This is a genomic window from Microvirga sp. HBU67558 (assembly GCF_018069605.1).
Lineage (GTDB): Bacteria > Pseudomonadota > Alphaproteobacteria > Rhizobiales > Beijerinckiaceae > Microvirga > Microvirga terrae.
The window spans coordinates 1-242 of the sequence record NZ_JAGPUP010000040.1; the positions used below are offsets into that span (position 1 = coordinate 1).

The window sequence follows — 242 nt, forward strand, 5'->3', positions numbered from 1 at the left end:
TCGTCGCCCTCCCAGATGATCGCGACCTGGTCGCCGCGGGTGTGGAGGTGCCGGTCGACGCAGTTGTAGGCGACATTGGTGACCCCGTCCTCGAACCAGCGGATCGCCACGTTGTCGGGGCCGAAATTGGTGTTCTTGATCCGGGTCGGGGCCTTGAACCAGTCGATGCGCTTCGCTTCCTCGGCCCAGAAGCCCTCCGGATCCCGGATCGAGGCCTCGTACTTGGCCCGGTAGCCCGCATC

Annotated in this window: 1 protein-coding gene; it reads right to left on the minus strand. The window is 65.7% G+C overall.

Annotated elements, in window-relative coordinates; genetic code table 11:
* Positions 1-242 (minus strand): acetyl-coenzyme A synthetase N-terminal domain-containing protein (locus KBI52_RS00145; RefSeq protein ID WP_305797853.1); only part of this gene is annotated, 242 nt, incomplete at both ends.